This window comes from Arthrobacter sp. zg.Y820 (genome assembly GCF_030125555.1).
Classification (GTDB): Bacteria; Actinomycetota; Actinomycetes; order Actinomycetales; family Micrococcaceae; genus Arthrobacter_B.
Genome location: NZ_JASKLX010000006.1, coordinates 249,324 through 271,033 on the forward strand (window position 1 = coordinate 249,324; position 21,710 = coordinate 271,033).

20 protein-coding genes are annotated in these 21,710 nt (G+C 65.5%); 17 read left to right on the forward strand and 3 right to left on the reverse strand.

What is annotated here, in order from left to right:
- Positions 1 to 27 precede the first annotated feature (27 nt).
- Together dnaJ and QNN99_RS06380 are read left to right on the forward strand one after the other, a co-directional pair.
- Positions 28 to 1,170 carry a molecular chaperone DnaJ gene (gene dnaJ, locus QNN99_RS06375; protein ID WP_229965597.1) on the forward strand — a complete coding sequence of 381 codons (1,143 nt, stop codon included), beginning with the start codon at positions 28 to 30 and terminating at the stop codon, positions 1,168 to 1,170.
- 2 nt (positions 1,171 to 1,172) lie between these two features.
- On the forward strand, positions 1,173 to 1,937 hold the full coding sequence (locus tag QNN99_RS06380; RefSeq protein WP_229965598.1) for a 16S rRNA (uracil(1498)-N(3))-methyltransferase: 765 nt from the start codon (positions 1,173 to 1,175) through the stop codon (positions 1,935 to 1,937).
- Positions 1,938 to 1,940: 3 nt separating this feature from the next.
- Here QNN99_RS06380 and QNN99_RS06385 read toward each other — a convergent pair whose 3' ends face one another.
- A complete protein-coding gene (locus tag QNN99_RS06385) occupies positions 1,941 to 2,879 on the reverse strand; it encodes a GerMN domain-containing protein (protein ID WP_229965599.1) in 939 nt (312 codons plus the stop codon).
- A 342-nt stretch (positions 2,880 to 3,221) separates the two neighbouring features.
- Between QNN99_RS06385 and QNN99_RS06390 the strand changes: the two genes are divergently transcribed.
- The 8 genes from QNN99_RS06390 (at position 3,222) to QNN99_RS06425 (ending at position 12,298) form a co-directional block, all read left to right on the forward strand.
- A complete protein-coding gene (locus QNN99_RS06390) occupies positions 3,222 to 4,265 on the forward strand; it encodes a PhoH family protein (protein WP_229965600.1) in 1,044 nt (347 codons plus the stop codon).
- On the forward strand, positions 4,262 to 4,735 hold the full coding sequence (ybeY, locus tag QNN99_RS06395) for an rRNA maturation RNase YbeY (RefSeq protein ID WP_229965601.1): 474 nt from the start codon (positions 4,262 to 4,264) through the stop codon (positions 4,733 to 4,735). Before QNN99_RS06390 ends, ybeY begins: the two co-directional genes overlap by 4 nt.
- Entirely contained in the window at positions 4,732 to 6,069 is a 1,338-nt protein-coding gene (locus QNN99_RS06400) for a hemolysin family protein (protein ID WP_229965602.1), read from the forward strand. Before ybeY ends, QNN99_RS06400 begins: the two co-directional genes overlap by 4 nt.
- On the forward strand, positions 6,062 to 6,991 hold the full coding sequence (gene era, locus QNN99_RS06405; protein ID WP_229965603.1) for a GTPase Era: 930 nt from the start codon (positions 6,062 to 6,064) through the stop codon (positions 6,989 to 6,991). The genes QNN99_RS06400 and era overlap by 8 nt, the downstream gene beginning before the upstream one ends.
- 138 nt (positions 6,992 to 7,129) lie before the next feature.
- Positions 7,130 to 8,704, forward strand: coding sequence for an LCP family protein (locus QNN99_RS06410; RefSeq protein ID WP_229965604.1), 1,575 nt, complete (start codon positions 7,130 to 7,132; stop codon positions 8,702 to 8,704).
- 181 nt (positions 8,705 to 8,885) lie between these two features.
- Positions 8,886 to 10,628 (forward strand): 2-isopropylmalate synthase, encoded by a 1,743-nt coding sequence (gene leuA / locus QNN99_RS06415; RefSeq protein WP_229965605.1) that lies wholly within the window; start codon positions 8,886 to 8,888, stop codon positions 10,626 to 10,628.
- 102 nt (positions 10,629 to 10,730) lie between these two features.
- A complete protein-coding gene (gene recO / locus QNN99_RS06420; protein WP_229965606.1) occupies positions 10,731 to 11,483 on the forward strand; it encodes a DNA repair protein RecO in 753 nt (250 codons plus the stop codon).
- A gap of 2 nt (positions 11,484 to 11,485) precedes the next feature.
- On the forward strand, positions 11,486 to 12,298 hold the full coding sequence (locus tag QNN99_RS06425) for an isoprenyl transferase (RefSeq protein ID WP_229965607.1): 813 nt from the start codon (positions 11,486 to 11,488) through the stop codon (positions 12,296 to 12,298).
- Between the two features lie 23 nt (positions 12,299 to 12,321).
- Here QNN99_RS06425 and QNN99_RS06430 read toward each other — a convergent pair whose 3' ends face one another.
- Positions 12,322 to 13,413, reverse strand: a complete 1,092-nt coding sequence (locus QNN99_RS06430) for an alpha/beta hydrolase (RefSeq protein WP_229965608.1) — start codon at positions 13,411 to 13,413, stop codon at positions 12,322 to 12,324.
- Positions 13,414 to 13,547: 134 nt separating this feature from the next.
- On the opposite strand from QNN99_RS06430, the gene QNN99_RS06435 reads away from it, so the two are divergent.
- A complete protein-coding gene (locus tag QNN99_RS06435) occupies positions 13,548 to 14,615 on the forward strand; it encodes a quinone-dependent dihydroorotate dehydrogenase (protein ID WP_229965609.1) in 1,068 nt (355 codons plus the stop codon).
- Between the two features lie 173 nt (positions 14,616 to 14,788).
- Here QNN99_RS06435 and QNN99_RS06440 read toward each other — a convergent pair whose 3' ends face one another.
- Positions 14,789 to 15,388, reverse strand: coding sequence for a DUF3043 domain-containing protein (locus tag QNN99_RS06440; protein ID WP_229965610.1), 600 nt, complete (start codon positions 15,386 to 15,388; stop codon positions 14,789 to 14,791).
- 83 nt (positions 15,389 to 15,471) lie between these two features.
- Here QNN99_RS06440 and QNN99_RS06445 point away from each other — a divergent pair, with 83 nt between their 5' ends.
- The 6 genes from QNN99_RS06445 to QNN99_RS06470 all read left to right on the forward strand — a co-directional run bounded on the left by QNN99_RS06445 (position 15,472) and on the right by QNN99_RS06470 (position 21,701).
- Positions 15,472 to 16,878, forward strand: coding sequence for a dipeptidase (locus QNN99_RS06445; RefSeq protein WP_229965611.1), 1,407 nt, complete (start codon positions 15,472 to 15,474; stop codon positions 16,876 to 16,878).
- A gap of 170 nt (positions 16,879 to 17,048) precedes the next feature.
- On the forward strand, positions 17,049 to 17,450 hold the full coding sequence (locus QNN99_RS06450) for a HesB/IscA family protein (protein ID WP_229965612.1): 402 nt from the start codon (positions 17,049 to 17,051) through the stop codon (positions 17,448 to 17,450).
- Between the two features lie 216 nt (positions 17,451 to 17,666).
- The gene (ctaC, locus tag QNN99_RS06455) at positions 17,667 to 18,521 is read left to right on the forward strand and encodes an aa3-type cytochrome oxidase subunit II (protein ID WP_229965613.1); all 855 of its coding nucleotides are present in this window, start codon (positions 17,667 to 17,669) and stop codon (positions 18,519 to 18,521) included.
- A gap of 9 nt (positions 18,522 to 18,530) precedes the next feature.
- Positions 18,531 to 20,252: an aa3-type cytochrome oxidase subunit I gene (gene ctaD / locus QNN99_RS06460; protein WP_229965614.1), complete on the forward strand. Its 1,722-nt coding sequence runs from the start codon at positions 18,531 to 18,533 to the stop codon at positions 20,250 to 20,252.
- Positions 20,249 to 20,650 (forward strand): cytochrome c oxidase subunit 4, encoded by a 402-nt coding sequence (locus QNN99_RS06465; protein ID WP_229965615.1) that lies wholly within the window; start codon positions 20,249 to 20,251, stop codon positions 20,648 to 20,650. The genes ctaD and QNN99_RS06465 overlap by 4 nt, the downstream gene beginning before the upstream one ends.
- A gap of 256 nt (positions 20,651 to 20,906) precedes the next feature.
- Entirely contained in the window at positions 20,907 to 21,701 is a 795-nt protein-coding gene (locus QNN99_RS06470) for a GntR family transcriptional regulator (protein ID WP_229965616.1), read from the forward strand.
- Positions 21,702 to 21,710 lie beyond the last annotated feature (9 nt).

Sequence of the window (21,710 nt, forward strand, 5' to 3'; positions counted from 1 at the left end):
GCAAATTACAGGAAGCGATGTGCACGAGTGAGCGATCACTACCAGGTCCTGGGTGTCGGACGCGACGCAACGGGCGAAGAAATCAAGAAGGCGTACCGGAAGCTTGCCCGCAAGCTGCACCCGGATGTTAACTCTGCTCCCGGAGCGCAGGACGAGTTCAAGGCCGTGACCCACGCCTACGAGGTGCTGGCGGATCCGCAGAAGCGCCGGATCTACGACACCACCGGCAACGAGAACGGCAACGACAACGGTTTCGGCGGCGGCGCCGGCTTCGGCGGCCAGAGCTTTGGCTTCCAGGACATTTTCGACACCTTCTTCGGCGGAGCCGGAGCGGGCGGCGGCCGGGGCCCGGCCTCCCGCACGCGCCGCGGCCAGGACGCGCTGATCAATGTGCGCATCGATCTCAAGGACGCCGTGTTCGGCATCAACAAGAAGATCGACGTCGACACCGCTGTAACCTGCCCGACCTGCGACGGCAGCTGCTGCCAGCCCGGCACCTCGCCGCGGACCTGCGACATCTGCCACGGCACCGGCCAGGTGCAGCGCGCTGTCCGCTCCATCCTGGGCCAGGTCATGACCAGCGCCCCCTGCGGATCGTGCCAGGGGTACGGCTCGGTCATTCCCGATCCCTGCCACGAGTGCGCCGGCGAGGGCCGGGTCCGCAGCCGCCGAACGCTGAACATCAAGATCCCGGCCGGCGTTGCCACCGGCACCCGCATCCAGCTCGGCGGCCAGGGCGAAGCCGGCACCGCCGGCGGACCGCAGGGTGACCTCTACGTGGAGATCCGGGTTAACGCCGATCCCACGTTCGTGCGCGAGGGCGACGACTTGCACGCCACCCTGACGGTGCCGATGACGGCCGCCGCACTGGGCTCCTCGATCAACTTCGAAACGTTCGACGGCGACCGTGAAATTACGGTCAAGGCCGGCACGCAGTCCGGCGAAATCACCACCCTCAAGGGACTGGGCGTCACTCATCTGCGCGGTTACGGCCGCGGAGACCTCCTGGTCCACCTGCATGTGGAGACTCCGCAGAAGCTGGACGCGGAGCAGGAGGAGCTGCTGCGCAAACTGGCAAAGCTCCGCGGTGAGGAATACGCCGAGGGCCGCCTGGCCGGCAGCGGATCCGGCGTCTTCGCCCGGCTGCGGGACCGCCTGGGCAATCTCTGACCATGACCAACCCCATTTTCTTCGGTGACCCGGGCGCCGTCCGCGCCGCCGTGCCCGGGTCAGTGTTTGTCCTCGAGGGACCGGAGGCCCACCACGCCGTAGCCGTGAAGCGGCTTGCCCCCGGCGAACCGGTGGACATTGTGGACGGTGCCGGACTGCGGCTGACCGGCACCGTGTCGGCAGCGGCTCCGTCCCGGCTGGAAGTATCCGTGGAAGCCGTCACCGAAGAAAACGAGGCAGCCGAAAAGCTGATCCTGGTCCAGGCCCTTGCCAAGGGCGGCCGCGACGAGCAGGCGATCGAAGCGGCAACAGAACTCGGCGTGCATGTGGTTCTTCCGTGGCAGTCCGAGCGCAGCATCGTGCGCTGGCGCGCCGACAAGGCGGCCAAGGGACAGGCCAAATGGCAGGGGATTGTCACTGCTGCGGCCAAACAGTCCCGCCGTTCAGCGGTTCCGCTGGTCGAAGAGGTCGTGGAGTCAAAGGCACTGGCGCTGCGGCTGGCTGATGTGGATCTGGTGGTGGTGCTGCACGAGGAGGCCGACGGCGGACTCGCCCCGGCCGTCGCGGAAGCGCGCCGGCGGGCCGGGAACCGGCCACTGAGCATCGCGGTGGTTGTGGGCCCGGAAGGCGGCATCAGCGCCGCGGAAGTGGACCTTCTGCGGTCCGGCGGGGCCGTGGCGGTCCGGCTGGGCGGACACGTCCTGCGGTCCTCGACTGCGGGGCCGGCTGCGCTGGCAGTCCTCAACTCCCTGCTGGGCCGCTGGTAGGAACTACTGCGGCACGGAGCTGACGCTCACGCGCTTGGAATCCTCGTTCTCCCGGTCCTCGCCGTGAAAGACGCTGACGTTGTATTCACCCGGGGGCAGCTCCACGGTAAAGCCGAAAAGCGAGCTGCCTCCGGTGGGTGCCTCGAGTTCGGCATAACCGGTCTCGATGGCGGTCTCCGCCGGCCGGCCGTCCACAATGGGTTCCACCCGCCAGGAGAGCTGGCCGCCTTCGGAGACTGCCGTGCCGTGCACGGTGAGGGAGGATTGCGAGCCGGATCCCTCCTGCGGGTCGATGATCCAAATGGGCGCCATGAGCGCCGCGTCGCGCTGCAGCGGGCCTTCCAGGACCTCGTGCCCAAAGGCGGTGTAATCCGCCTTGCCGTCCACCAGCAGCACCACCGACGCCTCGTGGCCCACGGTGGTCAGACCGGCATTCGATGCCGCCGCGGTGGCCGTGTAGACCAGCTGCTGAACGGCACGGTGGGCCATTCCCTCGTCCATTGAGGTTGTGAAGGCATCCTCGGAAATGTCGACGGTAATGACGTTCTTGCCGGAGATCGAGGCGGTGACGCGGCTGGCCTTGTGCCACGGATTAAAGTAGTCCGGATCCGCCGGCTTGCCGGAGGTCATGGCGAGCACTGCTTCACCGATGGGGTCGCCGCCGCTCTCGGCCGGCTGGAATTCCCGGTAGAGCTGGACATCGGAGCCGTTCAGGCCCAGCCAGTAGACGGGTATGCGGCCCGGGGCGGGCTTTCCCTCCGAAGGAGCCGCACCGCTCAGGGGGGACGCCACGGAACCGCCCGCCGCGCCGAAAGAGATGGGCATGGTGGTGGTCGGGGTAACTGCCACCACTCCGCAGCCGCTGAGGAGGAGCGATGAGGCAGCCAGCAAGCCGAGGAATCCCCGGCGGCTGCGCAGTGTCGTTTGGCGCGATGTGCCCATTCTGTCCTCCCTTCGCTGAACGGTCGCTTTCAAGCTTGGCACATGCCAAACGCCGGATCCGCTGTCTTGACCTTCCTGCTACCGGACTGAGACCCGATTGAGACCCGCAGGCGCTGACCGATCAGTCCGGCAAATCCCTGCCGGCCCGCAAAACAGGAGAAGACGGGTGCGGGGGGCATCAAGTAATATTGAAGTGTCTGTCTTAAGGCAGGCACTGCGTTTCCTGCCAGAACGGGGCGCGAACAGCGCACGATCAGCACACGAACACCACACGAACACCACACACGGCACGACCGAGAAACTCTTCAAAGGGGCGATGAAAGGCCTGGGAAGGCCGAATATATGACTGAATCCTCAGGAATTGGCACCATCGGACTGGATCGGCAGACCATTGTCTTTGATTCCACTGAACACATGGTCCAGTCACTGGGTGCCAACGACGAGGCACTCAAGATCATTGAGGCCGCTTATCCGGAAGCCAACCTGCATGTGCGCGGGAACGAGCTTTCGATCACCGGCCCGGCGCCCGTAGTGGAACTCACGCACCGGCTGGTGAGCGAGGTCCGGATTTTGGCCCGCAGCCAGACCAAGGTCACGCCCCAGCTCCTGGAGCAGCTGATCACCATGCTCCGGGACCAGACGGCGCAGCGCCCGGCGGAGGTCCTCACGCAGAACATCCTGTCTTCGCGCGGGCGGACCATCCGGCCCAAGACGCTGAACCAGAAAAACTACGTCGACGCGATCGACGAAAACACCATCGTGTTCGGGATCGGACCGGCCGGCACCGGCAAGACCTACCTCGCCATGGCGAAGGCAGTGCAGGCGCTGCAGCAGAAGGAAGTTTCCCGGATCATCCTCACCCGCCCCGCGGTCGAGGCCGGAGAACGCCTGGGGTTCCTGCCCGGGACGCTGAGCGACAAGATCGACCCGTACCTGCGCCCCCTCTACGATGCGCTGCACGACATGATGGACCCGGATTCGATTCCCCGGCTCATGGCGGCCGGGACCATCGAAGTGGCGCCGCTGGCGTATATGCGCGGGCGCACCCTGAACGATGCGTTCATCATCCTGGATGAGGCGCAGAACACCACGCCGGAACAGATGAAGATGTTCCTGACCCGGCTGGGCTTCGGCTCCAAGATGGTGGTGACCGGCGACGTCACGCAGGTCGACTTGCCCGGCGGCACGGCCTCCGGCCTGCGCATCGTGCATGACATCCTCGGCGATCTTGACGACGTGTCCTTCTCCGAGCTTTCCGCCACTGACGTGGTCCGGCATTCGCTGGTCAGCAGCATCGTGACGGCGTACAGCGAATGGGACGAGTCCCGCCGCAACAGCGATCCGGCCGCCGGCGGCCGCCGGACAGGACGGGGGACTGCCAAATGAGCATCGAAGTGAACAATGAATCCGCGGTTGCCGTGGACGAGGAAGAACTGTCCCGGCTGGGGCGCTATCTGCTGGAAAGCCTGTACGTGCATCCGGAAGCGGAACTGTCCATCATCCTGGTGGACGAGGAAGCCATGGAGAAGCTGCACATCGAATGGATGGACATCCCCGGCGCCACCGATGTGCTCTCCTTCCCGATGGACGAGCTGCGGCCCGGAGTCCCCGGACGTCCGACCCCCGCCGGCGTGCTCGGCGACATTGTCCTCTGCCCCCAGGTGGCCGCCGAGCAGGCGGAAACGGCCGGCCACAGCATGCAGGAGGAACTGTTGCTGCTGACCACGCACGGCGTGCTGCACCTGCTGGGTTATGACCATGCCGAACCCGAAGAGGAAAAGGAAATGTTCGGCCTGCAGCGCGAGCTCCTGTCCGCCTACCTGGGCCGGGATGCCCCGAAGGAGACGCGCAGTTGAGCGTTGCCCTGCTGATCCTCATGGCCGTGGCCTTCATGGTCCTGGCCGGGTTGCTCACGGCCGCTGAATCCGCATACGGCTACTTGCCCCGGCATGAGGCCGAAGCCCTGCTGCAGGGCAAGGCGGGCAAACCCCTCCGCCGGATCCTGCAGCATCCCGTGGCACACATGCACGCGCTGCGGTTCTGGCGCGTCTGGTTCGAAATGGCGACAGCAGTCACCGTTGCCACCGTATTCCAGATGCTCCTGGAGAACATCTGGCTGGCCGGGCTGCTGGCCACCGTGGTGATGGCCGGCATCGGTTTTGTCCTGGTGGGTGTTTCGCCCCGCCAGATCGGCCGGAAGCACGTGACCGCCGTCGTCGTCCTGACCGCCGGCCTGGTGCGGTTCCTCCGCGTGGTGCTGGGACCCGTTCCCGGCTGGCTCGTGCGGCTGGGCACCGCCGTCGCGCCGGGCACCCAGGGCCCCGATGCCGCCTTCTTCACGGAGGAGGAGTTCCGCGAACTGCTGGACCGTGCCTCCGAGGCAGACATGATCGAAAACACCGAGGCTGAGCTCATCCACTCGGTTTTCGAACTCGGCGACACGAAGGTCCGGTCAGTGATGGTGCCCCGCACCGACATGGTCTGCATCGAGTCCGGTTCCAACCTGCGCCAGGCCATGTCCCTGTTCCTGCGCTCGGGCTACTCCCGGGTACCGGTGATCGAGGACAGCGCCGACCAGATCGTGGGCATCCTCTACCTCAAGGATGTTGCCGCGCAGATGCACTCCAACCCGGCCGAAGCCACGGTCCGGCGCGTGGAGGAATTCGCCCGCGGCGTGCGCTACGTACCGGAATCCAAGGCCGTCAGCGAACTGCTCCAGGAACTGCAGCGCGAATCCACCCACGTGGCCGTGGTGATTGACGAATACGGCGGCACCGCGGGACTGGTCACGCTGGAGGACCTGATCGAAGAGATCGTGGGCGAGATCGTGGATGAATACGATTCCGAGCGCCCCGAAATCGAGAACCTCGGCGGCGGCCGCTACCGGATCAGCTCCCGCGCCGGCATCAACGACCTCGGTGAGCTGTTCGACGTCGACCTCGACGATGACGAGGTCGACACCGTGGGCGGCCTGCTGGCCAAGGCCTTGGGCCGCGTGCCGATTGTCGGCAGCGAAGTGGTGGTCGACGGCGTCGTGCTGCACGCCGAGCGCCTCGAGGGCCGCCGCAACCGGGTCTCGCACATCATCGCCTGGAAACAGCACCGCGAAGCGGAAACAGACGCTCAACACGACGACGGCAGGGAATCCTCCCGCGTCCACTCAACAGAATTGGTACCCCGTAATGACTGATCCACAGTTCCGCGCCGGCTTTGTCTCGCTGGTGGGCCGGCCCAACGCCGGCAAATCGACGCTGACCAACGCCCTGGTCGGCCAGAAGGTGGCGATCACCTCCAGCAAACCCCAGACCACCCGCCACACCATCCGCGGGATCGTGCACCGCGAAGACTCCCAGCTGATCCTCGTGGACACTCCGGGCCTGCACCGGCCCCGGACCCTGCTGGGCAAGCGCCTGAACGACCTGGTCGCCGACACGCTGTCCGAGGTGGACGCCATCGGTTTCTGCCTGCCTGCCAACGAGGCAGTGGGCCCGGGCGACCGTTATATTGCCAAGCAGCTCGCCGCGCTGAAGGGCAAGCCGGTGGTGGCGCTGGTGACCAAGACCGACCTGGTGGACCGCGCCGCCCTGGCCAAGCAGCTGATGTCGGTGACGGCCCTGGGCAATGAAGTCCTGGGCGAGGCCGGCTGGGCCGACGTGGTGCCGGTCTCCGCTGCCGACGGTTTCCAGGTGGACACCGTGGCCGAGGTCCTCTCCGGATACATGCCGTCTTCCCCGCCCCTGTACCCGGACGGCGAACTGACCGACGAGCCCGAAGCCGTCATGGTGGCCGAACTTATCCGCGAAGCTGCCCTTGAAGGCGTCAGGGATGAGCTTCCCCACTCCTTGGCAGTGGTGGTGGATGAGATTGTTCCCCGCGAAGGGCGCTCCGAAGACAACCAGCTGCTGGACATCCGCGTAAACCTCTATGTGGAGCGGTCCTCGCAGAAGGCAATCATCATCGGCAAGGGCGGTGCCCGCCTGCGGGAAGTCGGCACCAACGCCCGCCTGGCCATCGAAGCGCTCCTCGGCACGCGCATCTACCTCGACCTGCACGTGAAAATCGCCAAGGACTGGCAGCGCGACCCCAAGCAGCTGGTCAAACTCGGCTTCTAGCCCCGAAGGAATGCAGCGGCCCTGAATATTCTTTTCAGGGTCGCCGCGTACACTTTGAACATTCACTCGCGAATCACTACCGAACGTTCACTTGCGAATCGCCACCGTTGAACACGAATTACTGAAGGGGACCGGCTCATGTCATCTCGCCGTGCCGTAACGGGTGCCGGTCCCTCCGGAAACTCCGGCTCCGGAGACTCAGCCTCCGGAAACTCCGGCTCCGGAGACTCAGCCTCCGGTCCGGCTCCGGCCGGCAATCCCGGCGGCCGCCACCTGGGCCGCCACGGCGCCGCGCACCCGGTCCTGCGGGCAGTGGCAGTCATCCTGGCCCTGACACTGGTCTCCGGCTTGGCATTTGTCGGCGTGCAGGTTGTCCGCCTGCAGAACAACCTGGATACCAAACCGCTGAACCTGGGCGCCAGCCAGGAAGCGGCAGTGCCGGTGGACACCAACACCGATCCGCTGCAGATCCTGATCCTGGGCACTGATAACCGCGAGGGCCAGGAGAGCAACAACTCCGACGTCATGATGCTGGCGAACATGTCAGCAGACCGCTCGCACGTTACGGTGGTCAGCTTCCCCCGCGACCTGCTGGTGCCGCTGCCGGAGTGCTCGGATCCGGACACCGGCAACACCTATCCGGCCATGGACCTGGGCCAGCTCAACGGTGCCCTGGGCAACGGCGGACCCGGCTGCACAGTGGCGGCCATCAACGAGCTGACCGGGCTGAACATTGACCACTTCATGATGGCCGACTTCGACGCGGTCAAGGAGCTGTCCGACACCCTGGGCGGTGTTGAGGTGTGCGTGAACCAGCCCGTGGAAGACGAACTGTCCGGCCTGAGCCTCCCCGCCGGAGTCAGCAGCGTCCAGGGCGATCAGGCCCTGGCCTTCCTGCGGACCCGCCACGGCTTCGGCAACGGCGGCGACGAGGGCCGCATCCGCGCGCAGCAGAGCTTCATGGCGTCCATGGTCCGCAAGGTCCAGGACGAAGGCACGCTCAAGAATCTGCCCAAGCTGTACTCCATCGCCGAAACCGTGACCCAGAACCTGACGGTGGACAAGGACCTGACCAGCGCCTCCTCGCTGATCGCCCTGGCCGGCCGGCTCAAGGACGTGGACCTGGGCCGGGTTGCCTTCGTCACCGCACCGGTTGTCCCGTACGAGTACGACAACAATCGGCTGGTGCTGGACGAAGCGGCAGCCGAGCCGCTCTTCACCGCGTTGGTGGAAGACCGCGACATCACCAAGCCGGCGGAACCGGAAACGGCTCCGGGCACCGCTCCGGCGGAGGGAACGCCGCCTCCGGCGGAGGAAGCTCCGCTCTTCGATCCGGCAACGATTCCCGTCACCATCCTTGATGCCACCGGCAGCGCCGACGAGGCCGGCACCGAGTCCCGTGACCAGGACCTGGCCGCCTACCTGCTCTCGGAGGGTTTCGCCCTGGCGGCCTCCGGCGGGCAGACCGGCGCACCGAGCCCGGCAACGCAGGTGTTCCACGGCCCGGGCTACCTTGAAATGGCGCAGCAGGTGGCCGCGGCACTGGGAATTCCCGCAGTGCAGGTCGTGGCGAGCAACCTGGTCATCGGCGTCAGCGTGCAGGTCGGGCAGGACTTCACCACCGGAAACACCATGCCCGACGCCGGAGACGTGGGCGGCCTCACAGGCCAGACCGCGGCTCAGGTGACGTGCCAGTCGGCTTTCGGAAACTAACAAATTCGCAATTCACAATTGGGTAGCCCCTCGGGCTGCTGTTAGGGTGGTCACGTGCGCGCAGAGCTTCGTCTTCTTAGCTGCCGCGGCGGGGCCATAACCAACGTATAGGCCGCCCCTCGCTGCGGAGTTTGTGTTGCCCGGCCGCTCTTTTGAACCACTAGAAAAGGCCACACCAGACATGCGAAATGCACAGCAGCCCTCGGGAATGCCCGTCTCCAAATACGTTCCCTTCCAGGACCAGATCAGCTTCGAGCTGCCGGACCGGACCTGGCCGGACAAGCTCATCACCAAGGCTCCGCGCTGGTGCGCGGTGGACCTGCGGGACGGCAACCAGGCCCTGATCGATCCCATGAGCCCCGAACGCAAGCACAAGATGTTCGACCTGCTGGTGCAGATGGGCTACAAGGAAATCGAGGTCGGTTTTCCCTCCGCCTCCCAGCTGGACTTCGACTTCGTCCGCCAGCTGATCGAGGGTGACCGCATCCCCGATGACGTCACCATCCAGGTGCTGACCCAGTCCCGGGAGCACCTGATCGAGCGGACCTACGACTCCCTGGAGGGCGCTGACCGCGCCATCGTCCACCTGTACAACTCCACCTCGGTGCTGCAGCGCAAGGTCGTGTTCAACACCGACCAGGACGGCATCGTGGACATTGCGCTCTCCGGCGCCCGGCTGTGCAAGAAGTATGAAGAGCAGCTGCGCGGCATTGACGTCACCTACGAGTACTCGCCCGAGTCCTACACCGGCACTGAGCTGGAGTTTGCCCTGCGCATCTCCAACGCCGTCGCCGAGGTCCTGGAAGCCTCCCCGGACCGGCAGATGATCCTGAACCTCCCGGCCACCGTGGAGATGGCCACCCCCAACGTGTATGCCGACTCCATTGAATGGATGCACCGCAACCTGGCGAACCGGGACTCCATCATCCTGTCCCTGCACCCTCACAATGACCGGGGCACCGGCGTGGCCGCCGCCGAACTGGGCTACCTGGCCGGCGCGGACCGCATCGAGGGCTGCCTCTTCGGCAACGGAGAGCGCACCGGCAACGTGGACCTGGTGACGCTGGGCATGAACATGTTCAGCCAGGGGATCGACCCGCAGATCGACTTTTCGGACATCGACCATGTCCGGCGCACGGTGGAGTACTGCAACCAGCTGCCCGTTCCCGAGCGTTCCCCCTACGGCGGGGACCTGGTCTTTACTGCGTTCTCCGGTTCCCACCAGGACGCCATCAAAAAGGGCTTTGAGTCCATGGAAAAGGACGCCGCCGCCGCGGGCACCACGGTGGACGGAATTCCGTGGGCAGTGCCGTACCTGCCGATTGACCCGAAGGACATCGGCCGCAGCTACGAGGCAGTGATCCGGGTGAACAGCCAGTCCGGCAAGGGCGGCGTTGCGTACCTGCTCAAGAACGAACACAACATGGACCTGCCGCGCCGGGCACAGATCGAGTTCTCCGGGGTCGTCCAGCGCCGCACCGACACCGCCGGCGGCGAAGTCACCGGGGCCGAACTGTGGAAGGTGTTCCAGGACGAGTACCTGCCCACCACCCCGGAGGCCGACGGCGAACCGTGGGGACACTATGCCCTCTCCTCGGTCAATGCGGACACCGCCGAAGACGGCACGTTCAAGCTGACGGCGTCGCTGAACATCGCCGGCGTGCAGCAGAAGCGCATGGCTTCCGGCACCGGCCCAATTGCCGCCCTGCTGGAAATCCTGAGCGAGGACGGCATCGATGTCCGGCTGCTGGACTACACCGAGCATGCCCTCTCGGCCAGCGGAAATGCCGCGGCGGCCTCCTACGTGGAATTGGCTGTGGGAGAGCGGGTGCTCTGGGGCGTCGGAATCGACCCCAACACCACCATGTCAGCACTCAAGGCGGTCATTTCCGCCGTGAACCGGGCCATCCGAGACCGGTCCTGACCGGAACCCGGCGGGTCGCGGGAAGCCGCGCGGCAGGCGCGCCCGGGGGCCAAGTGCTCCCGGGTGCGCCGGAGCCGGGGCCGGACGTGGGAAAATAGCATGGTGGCAGGAAAATCATTAGCTTCCCGGACGTATCGGGACGAGGGCGTCATCCTGCGCACCCACAAGCTGGGTGAGGCGGACCGCATCCTGGTGCTGCTGACCCGCAACCACGGCCAGGTCCGTGCCGTTGCCAAGGGGGTGCGCCGCACCTCGAGCAAGTTCGGAGCCCGCCTGGAACCGTTCATGGTGGCGGACCTGCAGCTGCACTCCGGGCGCAACCTGGACATCGTCACGCAGGCCACGACCCTGGGCGCGTACGGGCACGGCATCGTCTCCGACTATGCGCGGTACACCGCGGCGGCAGCCATCGCTGAAACCGCCGAGCGGCTGACCGACGTCGACGGCGAGTCAGCCAATGCCCACTACCATCTGGTCATCGGCGCCCTGGCGGCGCTGAACCGCGGGGCCCACGCCCCGGAGCTGATCCTGGACTCCTACCTGCTGCGGGCGCTGGCCACCGCCGGCTGGGCGCCGAGCTTCACCGTCTGCGCCCGCTGCGGCGCCCCGGGGCCGCATTCGGCGTTCGCCGCAGCGTTGGGCGGCGCCGTCTGTTCGTCGTGCCGCCCGCCCGGGGCGGCGTCGCCCTCTCCCGAAACCATGGTCCTGCTGGCCGCCCTGCTTTCGGGGGACTGGGCCACGGCCGACGACGCCGGGCAGCAGCCGCGGCGGGAGTCGGCGGGCCTGGTGGGCAGTTATCTTCAATGGCACCTGGAACGGGTCGTCAAATCACTTCAACATGTGGAGCGTGTCTAAGCTTGCGTTCAAAGCCCCAACCGGCAGTCCTGCCGCATCCTCCCGTCCGGCCCGAACCGCACCCCTCCGGCGCGGTTCCGCCTCCGGTGCCCGCAGAGCTGGTGCCGCAGCATGTGGCCATCGTGATGGACGGCAACGGGCGCTGGGCCAACCAGCGCGGACTGCCGCGCACCGAAGGGCACCGCGCCGGGGAAGCCGCCCTCCTGGATGTCATGGCCGGCGCCGTCGAGATGGGGATCCGGCACGTCTCCGTCTACGCGTTTTCCACCGAGAACTGGAAACGCTCGCCCGAGGAGGTCCGCTTCCTGATGGGCTTCAGCCGGGACGTGCTGCGCCGGCAGCGGAACCAGCTCAATGAGTGGGGCGTTCGGATCCGCTGGTCCGGCCGCCGGCCGCGGCTGTGGCAGTCGGTCATCAAGGAATTGGAAACCGCCGAAGAGGTGACCCGGGAGAACACCGTCTGCACCCTGAACATGTGCGTCAACTACGGCGGCCGGGCCGAGATCACTGATGCCGTGTCGGCCATCGCCGCCGACGTGGCGCGGGGCAAACTGCGCCCCGGATCCATCACTGAAAAAACCATCCAGAAATACCTGGACGAGCCGGACCTTCCGGATGTGGACCTGTTCCTGCGCACCTCCGGCGAGCAGCGCCTCTCCAATTTCATGCTCTGGCAGTCCGCCTATGCGGAGATGGTCTTCATGAACACCCTTTGGCCCGATGTGGATCGGCGCACGCTCTGGGAAGCCGTGGAGATTTACGCCCGCCGGGACCGCCGGTACGGGGGAGCAGTGGATCAGGCATCGCCCGCATAACCGGTGCGGCAGGCTGATCCCGGCTAGCCCTTCAGCATGAAGGCGCGCGCCCACTGTTCAAGTTTGCCGTAGACCCGGCGCCGCACGGGACCGGCCGACAGCAGCACATCGTGCAGGGCGTCCTCGAACCGGCAGACGGTGACCTGCGGACCGAGCAGCAGCCCGCGCTGGACCATCAGGTGCACGTCCAGGATGCTGTCGGAGGTCTTCATGGCTTCGTTCCAGGGGCCGGCCATCGTGGAGGTGGCCGAGGCCATCAGCAGGATCGGCACCCGAATGTCCAGGCCGTGGGCCACCTGCGCGTGTCCGGCAAGCACAGCGGTGATCCACCCGGCCCTAATCGGCCAGCTGTTGCGCGGTTTCAGCTCCGGGTCCGGGTCCCATTCGCCGTCGCCCTCGCGGCTGATGCTGCGCCAGTAATTGGTCATTTCCGGAACCTTCAGACGCGTTTTGGGCCGCAGCCGTGCCAGCGGTTCCAGCAGCCCGGCGGTTGCGTTGCGCACCACCCAGGAGCCGGTCATCTCCAGCCAGGGACTGTTCAGGATCAGGGCTTCGATGCGCCCGGGATGGCGGTGGGCCCAGAGCGAGGCGACCAGGCCGCCGGTGGAGTGGGCCATCATGCTGACCCGCACCGGGGTGTCGGCGCCAAGGTGTTCGCGGACGTGCCTGGTCAGGGCTGCCAGCGCCGCTTCAATGTCGGCGTCATAATCCTGCAGGTCTTGGGTGAACCCCTCGGACTGTCCGGGCCGCAGGCTCCGCCCGTATTTGCGCAGGTCCAAGGCATAGAAGGCGACGCCGAGCCGGCTCCAGAACTGCGCAAGCTCCGTCTGGAAAAAGTAGTCGCTCCAGCCGTGGATGTAGAGGACTGCGTGAACGGGTTCGGGTGCCACGGGAGCCCGCAGGCCGTGCAGCAGGCGCCGGGCCCGGCCGCCAAGCGTGGGAGGAGGCGGCGGCCCAGGAGAGTAGGACACCAGCGTGGCCACGACGGGCCCTTCCTCATCTTCGCCCAGCTCCAGGGTCAGATACTGGTAGCCGTCGCCCAGGATGTCCGGCTTCCACTCCGAGCCGTTCCCGTCGGCGCCCGCAAAACTGTCCATGTATTGAGTACTGCCCATAAATCGAGTACTGCCCATGTATCGAGTACTGCCCATAAATCGAGAATAGTGCAGCCGCGCAGGAGGATCCGCCGGCCGGAGACAGGACCGGCCCGGAGTTGCTGGAGCGCCGTCGTCAGTGCAAGCATGAAAACATGCGCGTCTACCCTGCCTTCTTCCGTGTCGTCTTCGCCGGCATGGACCCGGAAAAAGCACATCGAATCGGCTTCGACCTGATCAAGCTCGCCGCCTCGACTCCCGCCGGACCGGTGATGCGACGGCTCATGCGCCCCTCGCCGGACCTGCGCGTCCGCGCCCTCGGGCTGGACTTCCCGTCGCCCTTCGGGTTGGCCGCCGGGTTCGACAAAGAGGGATCCGGCATTGTGGCCCTGACCAACATGGGTTTTGGCCATGTGGAGGTTGGAACGGTGACGGGCCGGGCCCAGCCGGGCAATCCGAAACCGCGGCTCTTCCGGCTGGTGGAGGACCGCGCCGTGATCAACCGGATGGGGTTCAACAACGACGGCGCGGCAGCCGTGGCCCCCCGGGTGGCGCAGGCCCGCGCGGCGCTGGCCAAAGCCGGCCCGAACCGCCCGGTCATCGGCATCAACATCGGCAAGACGAAGGCCGTGGACCTGGCCGACGCCATCGATGACTACCTGATCAGCACCCGGGAGCTGGCGCCCCAGGCCGACTATCTGGTGGTGAACGTATCCTCGCCCAACACTCCGGGACTGCGTCAGCTGCAGAACATTGAGTCGCTGCGTCCGCTGCTCACCGCGGTGGGCGAGGCTGCTGACGCAGCGGCCGGAAGGCATGTGCCGCTGCTGGTGAAGATCGCCCCCGACCTCACGGACGACGACGTCGACGACGTCGCCCGGCTGGCCCTGGACCTGGGCCTCGACGGCGTGATCGCCACCAACACAACAATTGCACGCGAGGGTCTCGTCACCGATCCGCAGAAGGTGATCGCGTGCGGAGTGGGCGGGCTCAGCGGAGCGCCGCTGCGGCGGCGGTCAGTGGAAATCCTGAAGCGGCTGCGGGCACGCCTCGGCGAGGACGGGCCGGTCATCGTTTCGGTGGGCGGCGTGGAATCGGCCCGCGACGTCAAGGAGCGCCTTGACGCCGGCGCCACCCTGGTCCAGGGGTACACGGCGTTCCTCTACGAGGGTCCGTTCTGGGCGGCGCGGATCAACCGGCGGCTGGCCCGCCTGCTGAAGTAGCTGCAGGTGTAACTGCAGGAGCAGTTGCAGGACGAGAAAAAGGGCCGCTCCAAGGAGCGGCCCTTTTTGGGTCTTGCTGAAACAGGGTCTTGCTGAAACAGGGTCTTGCTGAAACAGGGTCTTGCTGAAACAGGGTCTTGCTGAAACAGGGTCTTGCCGGGAACCCGTGCGGGTTAGACGGGCTTTTCGCCGCGCTTGACCTGGGGCTTCGGCAGGCGGAAGCGGCGCAGCTGGAGCGCACGGGACACGCCGTACCAGACGTCACCTGAGTTGGGCCCGCCGAACTTGTCAGTCAGGCGGCGGCGCAGGAGCGACCGCAGGATGAACGAGTCGAGGATGACGGCCAGGATCAGGACCCAGAACGCCAGCATGACAATGCTCTGCACAGTGATGTTCTGGATGAAGCTGAACACCACGAACACCAGGGCGGCGATCATGACAAACTCGCCCAGGTTCCAGCGGGAGTCCACCACGTCGCGGATGAACCGGCGCTGCGGTCCCTTGTCACGCAGGGGGAGGTAGCGCTCGTCGCCGGTGTCCAGCGCGGCGCGGGTCTTCAGCCGTTCCTCGCGCATGGCATCACGGCTGGCATTCTTCGCCGCCTTGCGGTCGGTCGGCACCAGCGGCCGCTGCCGCGCAGCCACCTGGTCTTTGCGCTTGGGCGTAGGGGTTCCCTTCCCCGCGGCGGTGCGCGCTGAGCTGGTCTGGGCTGCCGCGGCAGCCTGGTCCACAGTTTCCTGCGCGGTGGGCGCTTCATTCTTTCGTCCGAACACCCCTTTAGGATACCTTGGCAGCGGCCCGAGCGGTCCCGAATTTCCGTTGCCCGGACGCGGGGGCCCGCATGTACTGTTTTGTTATGACTTTGAATCCAGAATCTCCCTCTTCGTCCGTGGATGTGGATGCCCTGCGGTCCGCCGTGGCGGCCGATTTCCCCCGTACGGTTGAGCAGCTCAAGTCCCTGGTCTCCATTCCCGGCATTGCCTGGGATTCCTTTGACCCGGAGCGGCTGAACGAAAGCGCCGAAGCCGTGGCGGCACTGATCCGGGAAGCCGGACTGTCGGAGGTGCAGATCCTGCGGGTGGACAACAACGGCAAGCCCGGAGGCCCCGCCGTCGTCGCCCGCCGGCCCGCAAAGGCAGGCAAGCCCACCGTCCTGCTGTACGCCCACCATGACGTTCAGCCTCCGGGGGACCTGGCGCTGTGGGAGTCGGAGCCCTTCACCGCCACCGAGCGCAACGGCCGCCTTTACGGGCGCGGCGCCGCGGATGACAAGGCCGGGATCATGGCCCACATCGGCGCCCTGCGTGCCCTGGACGAGGTCCTCGGGGAAGAATCCGGCGTCGGCATCACCCTCTTCATTGAAGGTGAGGAGGAAGCCGGTTCACCAACCTTCCGGAAGTTCCTCGAGACCTACCGCAGCCTGCTGGAGGCCGACGTGATCGTGGTGGCGGACTCCGGGAACTGGAAGGTCGGCGTGCCGGCCCTGACCACCAGCCTGCGCGGCCTGGTGGACGGCACCGTTGAGGTGCAGGTCTTGGACCACGCGGTGCATTCGGGAATGTTCGGCGGACCGGTGCTGGATGCGCCCACCCTGCTGGCGCGCCTGATCGCCACCTTCCACGACGACGCCGGAGACGTCGCCATCGCCGGCCTCGTCTCGTCCGACAGCGCCGCGGTCGAATACGACGAAGCCGACTTCCGCGGGGACTCCTCAGTGCTCGACGGCGTGCAGCTGGCCGGCACGGGCTCGATCGCGTCCCGGCTGTGGACCAAGCCCGCGCTGTCCATCATCGGCATCGACGTGCCGACGGTGGCCATGTCCTCGAACACGATCCAGCCCAGGGCGCGGGCCAAGTTCAGCCTGCGCCTCGCCCCGGGGCAGAGTCCCGCGGAAGCGATGGCCGCCGTCGAGCGCCACGTGCAGGCCAACGCGCCGTTCGGCGCCAAGGTGACCTTCGTCCCGGGGGAGCAGGGCCAGGCCTTTGCCACCGACACGTCCGCCGCTGCGGCACGCACTGCCCTCTGGGCCCTGCGCGAGGCCTGGGACGGCGTGGAGCCCGTGGAGTCCGGCATGGGCGGTTCCATTCCGTTTATCGCCGACCTCACCGAGCTGTTCCCGTCCGCACAGATCCTGATCACCGGTGTGGAGGATCCGGATTCCCGGGCCCACAGCGCCAACGAGTCCCTGGACCTGGGTGACTTCCGCAACGCGGTGCTGGCCGAAGCACTGCTCCTGGCCAGCCTCGGGCGCGCCGGCTCGTAGCCTGCGCGGAAAGCACGCGGCCGGGCACGGAAATCTTTTCGGGCCCGGCCGCGTTGGCTCTGTATATCTGTGTGTATGCATCGACGTACCATGGAGAAGGAACTGGCCCGGAGCCCGGGGGAGCGCCACTGCCCTCCCGTGCACGGACCACGTGAAGAAAGAGAGACGTAATGAGTACTTCCACCAGCGAAACCGGCACCAGCGTGGATATGGCAGCAGCTGCCGCCCCGGAAACGGAGCTGCCGACCCACGACGTTGCCCTCTCCGACGTTGCCGCCGGCAAGGTGCGCAGCCTCTTGGAGCAGGAAGGCCGGACCGACCTGCGGCTTCGCGTGGCTGTCCAGCCCGGCGGATGCTCTGGCTTGATCTACCAGCTGTACTTCGACGAGCGGGTCCTTGACGGCGATGCCGTTCGGGATTTCGACGGCGTCGAGGTCATCGTGGACAAGATGAGCGTGCCCTACCTGTCCGGCGCGTCCATCGACTTCGAAGACACCATCTCCAAGCAGGGGTTCACCATCGACAACCCCAACGCCGGCGGGTCATGTGCCTGCGGCGACTCATTCCACTAGGCTTCCTCCCGGGTACCCCGTTTCACTGACGGGGACCCCGCAGCCGCTCCGGCGGCCGTAATACACGGTATTTTGCCGGGACGCGGTGCGGTCTGTCACTAGATGGCCACGCGTGCGGGTAAGCTCTACACGTAGTAGTAAAACTGATCGTGCGCAGTTGGGGGATTCGTCTGCCTGCTGTGCCGCACTTGCACGTAACAAGAGGAAGGGCCGTCTGTGAGTTCGCAGGACCGAACCAGCAGCCGACGCGCCAGGATCTTAAAGATCTCAGCCGTAACGTCGGCCGGCGCGTTGTTTTTATCGGGTTGTTCGTCAGAAGTCCAAAGAGGCTGGTTGCCCACGGAACGCGACACCACCAACCACACCGGCCGAATCATGGACCTTTGGGTCAATTCATGGATCGCGGCATTGGCAGTTGGGGTGCTCACCTGGGCACTGATCATTTGGTGCATCGTCGCCTACCGGCGCCGGAAGAACGAGACCGGCTACCCGCGGCAGCTGAGCTACAACCTTCCCCTGGAGATTTTCTACACGGCGATCCCGCTGTTCATGGTGCTGGTGTTGTTCTACTTCACCGACCAGGACATTCGGGCCATTAGTGAGCGCGTGGATGATCCAGACGTCGTCGTTGACGTCCGCGGCAAGCAGTGGTCCTGGGACTTCAACTACGTCAATGAGGACAAGTACGACCTCAACGTGCAGGTAAACCTGGACGGCACGGAGAAGGCAGAGACGGAAATGCCGACCCTCTACCTGCCGGTCGACCAGACGGTTGAGCTTCAGCTGAACTCCCGCGACGTCCAGCACTCGTTCTGGGTCCCGGCCTTCCTCCAGAAGATGGACCTTTACCCCGGACGCACGAACTACATCAACATCACTCCCGGCATCGAGGGCACCTACGAAGGTAAGTGTGCAGAACTCTGCGGCGAGTACCACTCGGAAATGCTCTTCAACGTCAAGGTGGTTTCGGAAGCCGAGTACGACGCGTACCTCGACACCCTGCCCGACGGCCAGGTCGGCTCCGAGTACGACCGCGTGTACAACTCAGAATCAAGCGAAGTAAGGAGGTAGGAGGAAGCTGTGACTACTCTCGAATACACTTCGGAAGATACTCAAGTTGCACCGCGCGTCGTCCCCGTCTCCAAGGGACGCATCATCGTCAGTTGGATCACCTCCACTGACCACAAGACCATCGGGTACATGTACCTGATCGCCTCATTCATTTTCTTCTGTCTCGCAGGCGTGATGGCCCTGGTCATCCGTGCCGAGCTGTTTGAACCCGGTATGCAGATCCTGCAGACCAAGGAACAGTACAACCAGCTGTTCACCATGCACGGCACAGTAATGCTGCTGATGTTCGCAACCCCGCTGTTCTCCGGTTTCGCCAACGTCATGATGCCGCTGCAGATCGGTGCGCCCGACGTTGCGTTCCCCCGCCTGAACGCCCTGGCTTTCTGGTTCTTCCTCTTCGGCAGCACCATCGCCGTTGCCGGCTTCATCACTCCGCAGGGTGCTGCTTCCTTCGGCTGGTTCGCGTATGCGCCGCTGTCGAACACCACGTTCTCACCCGGCGTCGGTGGAGATCTCTGGGTCTTCGGGCTGGCACTGTCCGGTTTCGGTACCATCCTTGGTTCGGTCAACTTCATCACCACGATCATCTGCATGCGTGCCCCGGGCATGACCATGTGGCGGATGCCGATCTTCACCTGGAACACCCTGGTCACCGCCATCCTCGTCATGATGGCCTTCCCGCCGCTGGCAGCAGCTCTGTTCGCACTCGGCGCTGACCGACGGTTCGGGGCGCACATCTTCGATCCCGAACGCGGCGGAGCCATCCTTTGGCAGCACCTGTTCTGGTTCTTCGGCCACCCCGAGGTGTACATCATCGCGCTGCCGTTCTTCGGCATCATCTCCGAGATCCTGCCGGTGTTCAGCCGCAAGCCGATCTTCGGCTACAAGGGCCTGGTTTACGCCACGATCGCCATTGCAGCCCTGTCCGTGACCGTGTGGGCCCACCACATGTACGTTACGGGTGCGGTAATGCTCCCGTTCTTCTCCTTCATGACAATGCTGATCGCGGTGCCAACCGGCGTGAAGTTCTTCAACTGGATTGGCACCATGTGGCGGGGATCGATCACCTTCGAAACCCCCATGCTCTGGAGCATCGGCTTCCTGATCACCTTCCTCTTCGGTGGTCTGACCGGCATCATCCTGGCCTCGCCGCCGCTCGACTTCCACGTTTCCGACACCTACTTCGTGGTGGCACACTTCCACTACGTGATCTTCGGAACCGTTGTGTTCGCAATGTTCGCGGGCTTCTACTTCTGGTGGCCCAAGTGGACCGGCAAGATGCTCAACGAGCGCCTTGGCAAGATCCACTTCTGGATGCTGTTCGTCGGCTTCCACGCCACCTTCCTGGTTCAGCACTGGCTCGGCGTGCTCGGCATGCCGCGCCGCTACGCCGATTACCTGCCGGAGGATAACTTCACCCTGATGAACCAGTTCTCCACCTTTGGTTCGTTCCTGCTGGGTGCCTCGATGATTCCGTTCTTCTGGAACGTGTACATCACCTGGCGCCACGGCAAGAAGGTTGAAGTTGATGACCCCTGGGGCTTCGGCGGCTCGCTGGAGTGGGCAACCTCCTGCCCGCCTCCGCGCCACAACTTCACGTCGCTGCCGCGCATCCGTTCTGAGCGTCCGGCACTGGACCTGCACCATCCTGAACTGCAGCAGACGGTGACCGACACGTCGGCCGCCGGCAAGGTCTTCGGACCGGGCGACCGTAAGGAGAAGGTCAATTGAAAGTAGAGACTAAGCTCTTCGCATACCTGGCGCCCTTCTTCGTGGTCGTCGGCGTTGTCTACGGTTACCTCGTCGAGTGGATGGAACCGGTGGGCTACCTGGCACTGTTCCTCACCGGCGCGATGTCCGCCATGATCGCCTTCTACATCGGCTTCACCGGCAAGCGCATTGGTGAACGTCCGGAGGACCGGCTCGACGCCGAAATCCACGAAGGATCCGGCGAACAGGGCTTCTTCAGCCCGTGGAGCTGGTGGCCCCTGCTGCTCGGCCTCGCCGCCGCAGGCGGATTCCTGGGCATGGCAATCGGCTGGTGGATTCTTTACATCAGTGCCGGCCTGGCGCTGATCGCCCTGGTCGGCTGGGTGTACGAATACAGCCGCGGAGCCCACGCACACTAAGGCTCCGGCAAGCAAAACACCCAGGGTGAAAACCCGACGGTGAAGTTTAGGCAGAGGACCCGCAAATACTGCGGGTCCTCTGCTGTTTAATACCCGGCCCTGCTTCCGGGGGCCACCGGAGCTGCCCAGCCCGTCGCCCGCTCCGGAGCGGCGGCGTTCCTGGCCCGCGCTCCCGGCCGTTATCCTTGAATAGCACCTACGCCGAGGGAAGGAACCGGATGCGCACCAGAACGGACCTCAGAATTCGGCGGCTGTCATGCACCAGGCCCTGAGGCGGTTTCCGGAGCTGCTCGACCCGGCCTCCGGCGTCGCCAAGCACCTGCAGCTGCAGAACATACTGCGCCGCTTCGTGGACCAGCATGCGCCTGCCGGCGCCGCCATTCCCTCCGAACGTGTGCTGGCCGACCACTTCGGTGTGGCGAGGATGACGGTACGGCAGGCCATCGATGCCCTCGTCGCTGACGAAGTGCTCGAACGCGTGGTTGGATTGGGCACGTTTGTGGCCCGCCCCAAAATGGACCTGCAGGTCAAGCTGACGTCGTACAGCGAGGAAATGCATCGACGCGGCATGGTCCCGGACGCCCGGGTCCTCAGCTTCGAACAGATCGGCGCTTCCCATCTGGTGGCGAGGGAGCTGCAGATTGATCCCGGCCAGCCGGTGATCCGGTTCCGCCGCCAACTGCTCGCGGACGGCGAGCCAATGAGCGTTGATGAGAACTTCATTCCCGCCGTCCACGTTCCGGGGATGCTCGATGAAGAGCCCCCCACCTCGCTGTACCGGGTGCTCAGTGAACGGTACGGCATGGTGATGGAGTGGGGCGAGGACACCATCGAGGCGACCGCCGCCTCCGCGTCCATCGCTCGACTGCTCAACGTGGAGCTCGGCGCTCCGCTGCTGAAGATCCAGCGGCACGCCTACGTCGCCCGGTCGATGGTGGACTACTCGGTCTCGTACTACCGCGCTGACCGGTACAAGCTCTGGGTGCCCCTGCAGCGTCCCGGAATGCGGACGCCGCGTTCCTACCACCCGGGCAGGCATCCGGGCTCCTGAAGCCGCGGA